At 44.8% G+C, this 7,794-nt stretch carries 6 protein-coding genes and 3 pseudogenes; 6 read left to right on the top strand and 3 right to left on the bottom strand.

Features of this window, described 5'->3' with window-relative positions; genetic code table 11:
• Nucleotides 1-6 precede the first annotated feature (6 nt).
• Nucleotides 7-312, top strand: a complete 306-nt coding sequence (locus H6A28_RS09075) for a helix-turn-helix domain-containing protein (RefSeq protein WP_071150134.1) — start codon at nucleotides 7-9, stop codon at nucleotides 310-312.
• A gap of 84 nt (nucleotides 313-396) precedes the next feature.
• On the opposite strand, the gene H6A28_RS09080 is transcribed toward H6A28_RS09075, so the two are convergent.
• Genes H6A28_RS09080 through H6A28_RS09090 form a run of 3 tightly spaced genes read right to left on the bottom strand, consistent with a single transcriptional unit; the run spans nucleotide 397 to nucleotide 3,286 of the window.
• On the bottom strand, nucleotides 397-771 hold the full coding sequence (locus tag H6A28_RS09080) for a transporter (RefSeq protein ID WP_430641273.1): 375 nt from the start codon (nucleotides 769-771) through the stop codon (nucleotides 397-399).
• Between the two features lie 2 nt (nucleotides 772-773).
• Nucleotides 774-2,021 carry a site-specific integrase gene (locus tag H6A28_RS09085; RefSeq protein WP_239465321.1) on the bottom strand — a complete coding sequence of 416 codons (1,248 nt, stop codon included), beginning with the start codon at nucleotides 2,019-2,021 and terminating at the stop codon, nucleotides 774-776.
• A gap of 35 nt (nucleotides 2,022-2,056) precedes the next feature.
• Nucleotides 2,057-3,286, bottom strand: a complete 1,230-nt coding sequence (locus tag H6A28_RS09090) for a site-specific integrase (protein WP_204479902.1) — start codon at nucleotides 3,284-3,286, stop codon at nucleotides 2,057-2,059.
• Between the two features lie 288 nt (nucleotides 3,287-3,574).
• Between H6A28_RS09090 and H6A28_RS09095 the strand changes: the two are divergent.
• The 5 genes and pseudogenes from H6A28_RS09095 to H6A28_RS09115 form a co-directional block, all read left to right on the top strand.
• Nucleotides 3,575-3,748 (top strand): annotated as a pseudogene (locus H6A28_RS09095) (tyrosine-type recombinase/integrase); the annotation flags it as partial.
• 163 nt (nucleotides 3,749-3,911) lie between these two features.
• A complete protein-coding gene (locus H6A28_RS09100; protein WP_204479904.1) occupies nucleotides 3,912-5,132 on the top strand; it encodes an IS91 family transposase in 1,221 nt (406 codons plus the stop codon).
• 279 nt (nucleotides 5,133-5,411) lie between these two features.
• Nucleotides 5,412-6,115, top strand: a pseudogene (locus H6A28_RS09105) (Imm43 family immunity protein).
• 283 nt (nucleotides 6,116-6,398) lie between these two features.
• Complete coding sequence (locus tag H6A28_RS09110) at nucleotides 6,399-7,169, top strand: hypothetical protein (protein WP_239465322.1); 771 nt, start codon at nucleotides 6,399-6,401, stop codon at nucleotides 7,167-7,169.
• Nucleotides 7,170-7,231: 62 nt separating this feature from the next.
• Nucleotides 7,232-7,669 (top strand): annotated as a pseudogene (locus H6A28_RS09115) (ankyrin repeat domain-containing protein); the annotation flags it as partial.
• Nucleotides 7,670-7,794: the final 125 nt, after the last annotated feature.

Consider the following 7,794-nt stretch of genomic DNA (forward strand, 5'->3'; position numbering starts at 1 on the left):
GTGACAATGAGTGAAATGATAACCAAGAACCATGCGCTGGTCGCCCAGTTCGGCGACACGCTTGACCGTCTGCTGGACGGCATCGAGAATCTCGTGGCAAACAGCCGTCCGACATTGGGCGGCGAACGCTTCCTGACGGACAGGGAGGTGTCGGCACGGCTGAAAGTGAGCCGCCGCACCTTGCAGGACTACCGCAACAACGGGATGATTGCTTACTATCAGTTGGGTGGAAAGATTCTCTACAAGGAATCGGACATCGAAAAGATGCTTGCCGCCAATTACCGCGAAGCATTCAGGCGTGTCGGCACATAATGCCTGCCGTCCCATGATGAAGAAGCCGACAACGGAGAATTTGCCTTTCCTGCCTGTTGTCGGCTGTTCTTCCTTTCACCTTTTCTAATTGTTCACTCTCAAACCATTATATGGAGAGAGCGAAAAGAAAATGTTGACAGGCTGTCTGTTGTTCATGGTCAGCCTGCCCATGACAAACCGCCTGAAAGCCATACATTCCTTAGTCCGCAGTCGGAAGGCGATGGTAATCACCATTTCAAGGCTGTACACATCGTAGCTTATCCCGTTGTCTTGCCTGATGTAGCGCATGGTATCGCTTTCAAACAGTTCCATATTCTTGTAGATGGCATGTACAGCCCTGCGGATGTCGCATCCGAATACATTGAACGCATCGGACATTTCCTGTTGTGTCATCCAGACGGGAACAGTCGGCATCGTGACCGTTCCGTTTTCAGTGATTGTGATAATTCCACGTTCCATTGTCATTCCTCCTTATCCGTTAAGATGTCCTTTGTTTTCTTTTCCCTTGACGCACCTATTCCGTAGGCACGTCTGAAAGCCATCAGATTGTCCATGTCCTTTGAAATCTTCTTGTCCGTTACTTCCGCATACCGTTGGGTGGTTTTTATGCCGGAGTGCCCCATCATCTTGGCGATGCTCTCTATTGGTATTCCCTCCGAAATCAAAAAAGTTCCGAAGGAGTGCCTGCTTTGATGGTAGGACAAGTTTTCCTTCCGCCCTATCGCCACGCCCAGTTCGTGTATCTCGAACCACATCTCGTCACGGCTCGGAAGCGGGAACACGGGCCTGGTGTCGTCCGTGGTGTTGTAGAGGTCGAGTATCTGTTCCGCTATCGGGTGCAGGGGGACGAACGCCTCCACGTTGGTCTTCTTCCGGTTGATGCGGATGTAACACCTGCCGTCCGCCGTCCTGCCGATATGGTGCGGATGGAGCAACATGATGTCCACATACGCCAGACCGGTGAACGTCGAAAACAGGAATGCCCTCCGGCCCAGTTCCTGCAAGGGGTCAAGCATCGGGGTTTCGAGGATGGCTTTCAATTCGGCACGGCTGATGTGCCTGTGCTTCGGTGCGGGCTTCTTCTCGTATTCCATGTCCTCCAACGGGTTGGCACGGAGTATCTCATAATCCACTGCGAGGTACACCAGCTTGCTCAGCCAGCACAGGCACTTGTTGATTTGCTGCGCGCTGAAATTCTTGTTGCGCTTCATGAACGCCTTGTAGGAACTGCCGAAGTCCTCCGTGATATCGGAGAACTCGATGTCCTCCTTGCCCAACGAGGCAAGGTAGTCTTTCAGGTATTTCTGGTAATATCCCGAATGGCGGTAGGTGGACGTGGAGTTTATCTCCTTTGAACGGGCGAGCAGATGTTCGCGTTCCCTTTCGCCCATCTGCAACAGCTTGGTGGGGATTACCGTCCTTTTCGCCAATGTGTTTTTCAGCAGTTCGGCGCTTACCACGTTCTGTTTCTTCAATATTTCATCGTAGGCAAGCTCTACGGATTTGCGGAACTCCTGCAAGCGGTTGTTCTCGCGAACGGTACGGATGGTTCCCGTCTTGCTGTTCCAATCTTCCGGCCTGCAATAGATGCCCGTCGCCATCGTGGAACTCTTGCCGTCTATGGTGATGCGGCACAGGACGGCAGTCGTGCCGTCAGCTTTCACTTTGCTTCGGTTGATATACGGTAATATGGAAAATGTACTGCGCATAGATGTATTGTTTTTAGATTGCTGATTTTAATTGGTTACAAAACAAGTTTCAAGTCTTTGGTCGCTTCGATGTATTTGTCCATGTCCTCAAATAGCTTCTTCGGGGTGACACGGGCATAGACCTGCGTGGTCTGGATGTCGGAATGTCCCAGCATCCGGCTGATGGTTTCAATCGGCACTCCGGCTTCCAGCGTAATCAGCGAGGTGAAGGAGTGACGTGCCTGATGATAGCACAAGCGCCCGCTCACTCCTGCAAGGACAGCGAGTGATTTCATGTGCCGTTGGAGGTTCGGGTGGTGTATCATCGGGAACAGCGTCGGGCGGTTGTCGTCATGGTATTTCTCTATCAGGGCGAGTGCTTCGGGCAGCAACTTCACGCTTGCCCGAAGCTCGTTCTTCTTGCGGCGGTATTTCAGCCAGAGGCTCCCATCGTCGTCCGTGTAGAGGTTCTCACGGGTGACGCTCACCACATCCGCATAGGCGGTTCCCGTATAACAGGCAAACAGGAAGAGGTCACGGGCGAGGATGTGCGTGGTGCGCCATGCGGGTATCTCCACATCACGGATTTTCTCGAAGTCCTCGCGGCTCAACGCCCTCGGTGTTCGCTCTGTCTTTTGAGGCAGAGTGAAATTGGCAAAATGGCATCTTTCCGCATATCCCTCCTTATAGGCTATGCGGCATACTTTTTTCAAGATGGCGAGGTAATGGCGCACCGTGTCCACTGCCAAGCCTTTCACGTCCATCACATAGTTCTGGTAATCGTGGATGAACTGTTCGGTAAGCTGCCCGAAAGCGATGTCCTTCGTCTTTAACTGCCACGGGATGAACTCGCCCAACGTCTTTCTCATGTAGTAATAGCCGGGATAAGTGCCTTTGGCACGGTCTATCCCGATACGAGCCTTCAAGTCCTCGCAGATGCGGTCGGTCATCCGAAGCAGCGTCATCTGCGTTTCAATGCTGCCTTGGAACAAGTCCTTGACCGCCGTCGCGTCAAAGTCCCGCTCGCGCTCCACCAGCGTGTCGAACGCCGCATTGACCGCAAGCAGCAGCTTGTCCAGTTTTGCGTTGGTTTCCACCGCCTCGCGGCTCTTGCCGTCCAGACGGCTTTCTCGCGCGTTCCACAAATCCGGCCTGCACGACAGCTTGCATCCGAACTGCGCCATCGTACGGTTCACTGTGATACGACCCATTATCGGGGCTTTGCCCGAATTGTCCGTTCCGCTCTTTTTCAGGTAGAGCAGCACCTTGAATTTTTCTACTTTCATACGCTTACTGTTTTTGTTGCAAAATTAACTTATGAGTAAGCGTCCATTGATTTGCAGAACGGTGCGTATCAGCGCAATCGGCACGGGCGTACAACAATTTCATTTTCCGTGCGTTACCTGTCCTTGCTTCGGTAACTGACAGCTAACGGCTTGGTAACTGAAATGGTGCAATATTCCGCACTCCGTTGCGTTTCCGACATTTGGCAGAATAATGAAAAACCGCTCATTTCAAACGGGTTACGTTTTATCGTTACTTGTTTACCAACGGCTGCTTTGTGGGTTCTGTTCCACATGCTTCGCCATTCGTTTGCCACCCACCTGCTGGAGCAAGGAACAGACCTGAGAACCATACAGGAACTGCTGGGTCATAATGACATCAAGACTACCTCAATCTATCTTCATGTGACGAGTGCACACAAGTCAAGCATACCCAATCCGCTTGATTCACTGGATGATTCATAGGGTGCAGCTATTAGAGATCAGGAAACACACCTGCCGGGTGTCGGTTATCGAAATATCCTACACCTAAAGGTGCATTTATAAACAAATTCAAGGCAAATTAAAACAACTAATATACAGCAACTTACAAACAAATAAACAAATGTAAAAAAAATAACGGTAGTGAATGATTGATTTGATAGATTACATAGGAAGGTGTAGTTCCCGGGAAAGCACATATCGCTTGGCGGACTTTTTCAACCGCTGGTGGGACGAGTACGCACAGCACCCTGCGGAGTACATCACCCCCGAACAGTACAAGGCGGTGAACGCTATCCGTGTGTGCCGTACAGCCGCTTTGGGAATAGACACATACGTCTGCCCCGATTGCGGGGAGGTGCGGGAAATCAGTCATAGCTGCAAGAACCGGTTTTGCCCGTCATGTGGCTGGCGTGATACGCTGAAATGGGCGGCACGCATGAAGGAAAAGTTGCTGCGAGTGCCGCACCGCCATGTTGTGATGACCTTGCCGCATATCCTGCTGGACTTGGTGAAGCGCAACAAGAAAGAAATACTGAACATTCTGATGCGGACTTCGGCAGACACGCTGAAAGACTGGATGATGCACAAGTTCGGCTTGAAAACCGGGGTGATTGCCGTGCTGCACACCTATGGGGAAACAAAGCAGCTTCATGTACACACCCACATGATTATGTCGTGGGGCGGCATCAACAGCGAAGGTAAAATAGCCGTTCCCGAACATGATTACGTGCATATCCCCTCTATCCGCAGGGTGTTCCGCTACAAGTTTGAGAATGCGCTGATAGGACTGTTCGATGCGGGCAGGCTGGAGCATGACTTTCACGACCGCATGGAGTTTATGGGCTTCATCAAAAAGGTAGCGAACAGAAAGGACTGGATTGTGCATCTGGAACCGCCCATACAGATGCCGGAGCAGGTGATACAGTATGTGGGCAGATATTCCAAGCGGGCATGTTTGAGCGAATACAAGATTACGGCAATAGACGGGGAGAACATTTCATTCCGATACCGTGATTATAAGAACTCACCCGACAGGAGAAACCCGGTGGAAAAGGAACTGACGCTGCATTACCGTGAGTTCTTTCCCCGGCTGCTGCAACACGTTCCCCTGCGCTATTTCCGCATCGTGAGGTATTACGGCTTCTACTCCAACAAAGGCAACCTGCCGGAAGAATACTTCGGACGGGATGAAAGCGAGATAGAGGAAGCCGGAGTGCAACAGGCAGAAAGTGAATACGAGAATCCTTATTTCTGCGAGCATTGCGGACGGATGAGAGTTTACAGCCACACTACGGTAACGAGTGGCGGCATCACATATACGGTTGTATTGGAACATTGCGACATACACCGGGAAAAATCGGCATGACAGCAATATGGGATAGCTATGCCCTGCCGTGAACAGAAACAGTAAAATTCCATAAAATAGAAGAAAGGAGAACAAAAAAATGAATGAAATACGGATAAGAGCTGTAATAAAACGAACCGGGTGCAGGAATGAACTTCACACCCCTTTCTGCCGGAAACAGCAGTCAAAAATTGAAGTTCTATATAAATATGTAATAGTGCATGGTGGGTAAAACTGCCTTGAACAAAGAAATGAAGCACCTAAACGGTGCTTATTTCCGAACCATTAACGATAATAATTATGAATACAGAAGAACTCTATATTTGGAACTATGGAATTGATAAACTGCCTAAAGGATTATTGGAGTATGGTAGATCTGATGTCTGTGATACTTACAATGAAAGCAAAAGGCAGAAGTTCCAAAACCACGGGCAATGGATGTAGAAAAACAAGGATGGATGGAGAGAAAATTTACCTCCTGTCTTATACCTCGTATGTAACAAAAAACCGGGAATCCTGCAATTTGATTTTCTTGATAAATACAGTATAAAACTAAAAATCGTATCAGAAGAGTTTTTGTCTTTACTTCAAGAAAATGGGTTCGTTGATAAATATGATATTGCAACCGTCAAGGTAGTAAAGTAGTAAACAAGAAAAACGAAACTCTAACAGATAAAAAATACTACGCTTTACGTATAAATCATTTTGACAATGATTCTTTTCATTTTGGAAAAGGCATAACATATCAAAGTGACTTTCAGAAAAAACTAGGTACTTGTTTTACAGTATATCCTGATATGAGACTGAAAGCCTGTTCAATCAAACAGAATTTCTTCGTTTTAGATAGCATAGAATATGGAGATGGTATAATATTCCGAGAGAGAGTTTTGGATAAGGTATTAAATCTGTATAAACCTGAAATTTACAAATTATCAGACTACTCTAAACTATGGATAGATGAAAAATTCTATCCATATGGAAATGAATTTATGATTGTGAAATAAAATCGTTAACAAGGTCGAGATAACAGCTAAATGCTGTTCCTCACCAAACCATTAGTGATAACAGCATAATTTACAAATTCAAAATATATAGGTATATGATTGTATGTGCAATAACTATTATACTCATAGCGATTTTACTCTCGCTATTCTTGTTTAGGAAAAAAAAGTACAGTATCGGAAAGAAAATAATATTGATAGTATGCTTTTCGATAGGCATGTATATTTTGTTCAGTATCATTATGCTGCTATATTTCTTCTTAGGTGATTTCTCCGCAGAAGAATTATGGTAAAAATATCACTAACAACGCAGGGTAACGGCAAGCCGTTCCCTGCTGAACCATTATCATCAATTTTCTCAAAAATGAAAGTTATAAAGAAGAAAATATCAGTTTTAGGTGTTAAATACGATTCCCAATGGAGAAGTATTGATATAAATTTTGGCAGTGTCGTTTTTCATCTGTTCAAAGGTCAAATTATGATAGATGAAACTCCATATTATGACGAACATTTAGTACCTATAAAGAATTTGACAATAAACGAAAAATTTTTCTCTTTTGATTCTTTTTATAAAAAACAAGATACTCACTTTGAAGTGTATTATTCTTATTTTGACATTGCTATTCTTATTGCTAAGTATATTAAATATATAAATGAATATGGAGTAGTTTTCGATAATGAATACGATAGTTTTGATTTTCTTGCAGAAAAAAAAGAACTACACATATCATTGAGAAATGAATCAACAGGTGAATATATCGTTATAGGTTATAATAAATATAGAAATTATTTCTCTTTGGTTTATCCTGAACCCGGAAAAGAATTTCTAATAGATAACTGTACATACGGAAACAACACAATTCATATCAAATGTAAAGGGCATAATTTATGGGATGAAAATGACCTAATCACAGATTACATATACCAATGGAAAATAAATTTCGACTCCAAGCCTATAAATATACTTGATGTACTGTTGGATTTCGGATTAGTAAAGAATATAAGTATATATAGTCAACAACATAGTGATAATAAGAATGATGATAACAATGCGTGATAACGCTTGACAGCGTTCCTCGCTAAACCATTAGCATTAATGTTCGACTTAAAAAAGTAAATATGAAGATAATAAATTGGACATTACTTTTTCTTGCAGCGTTTTTTTGTTGCTTTGATAGCGTGAAAGCAAATCCATTGCGGCAAGATACTATACGGGATGTACCCTATCAACTTTATCCGTTGGGGGTTGCCTGCCGTGACAATGATATGGCAACCATAAAACGGTTGCTGGCTGGAAAAGATGAACCTATGGCAATGGGTAACGATTTTTATGAGTTTGACATATTCTATACGGCGATTTACTTTGATAAAGAGGATGTACTGAAATATGCCCTTACCAGGTATAAGGACATTAATAACAGATTATATAGTGACGAATACGGGCTGACGCTCCTGACATACGCTTGTAAATTGTCTAATGTGAAGTTAGCCCGTATATTGCTGGAGCATGGCATTGACGTAAACGGTTACCAAAGTCCATACGATACATATAAGGTAACGTGAGTTCGATATAAGGAATAAAATTATTCGTTTGATAATTAGGAACATAGCGATAAAAGCATTAAATTTATAGTGTCAAGTTATAACATTTAAGCGATTACCACTATGTTCTCAGAGGATAA

Source organism: Bacteroides mediterraneensis (assembly GCF_016900355.1).
GTDB lineage: Bacteria > Bacteroidota > Bacteroidia > Bacteroidales > Bacteroidaceae > Phocaeicola.

What these genes read in the sequence shown, in the direction of transcription:
- H6A28_RS09110 (WP_239465322.1), top strand. Translation starts at nt 6,399, where the DNA reads ATGGTAAAAATATCACTAACAACGCAGGGTAACGGCAAGCCGTTCCCT.
- H6A28_RS09100 (WP_204479904.1), top strand. Translation starts at nt 3,912, where the DNA reads ATGATTGATTTGATAGATTACATAGGAAGGTGTAGTTCCCGGGAAAGC.
- H6A28_RS09090 (WP_204479902.1), bottom strand. Translation starts at nt 3,286, where the DNA reads ATGAAAGTAGAAAAATTCAAGGTGCTGCTCTACCTGAAAAAGAGCGGA.
- H6A28_RS09085 (WP_239465321.1), bottom strand. Translation starts at nt 2,021, where the DNA reads ATGCGCAGTACATTTTCCATATTACCGTATATCAACCGAAGCAAAGTG.
- H6A28_RS09075 (WP_071150134.1), top strand. Translation starts at nt 7, where the DNA reads ATGAGTGAAATGATAACCAAGAACCATGCGCTGGTCGCCCAGTTCGGC.
- H6A28_RS09080 (WP_430641273.1), bottom strand. Translation starts at nt 771, where the DNA reads ATGGAACGTGGAATTATCACAATCACTGAAAACGGAACGGTCACGATG.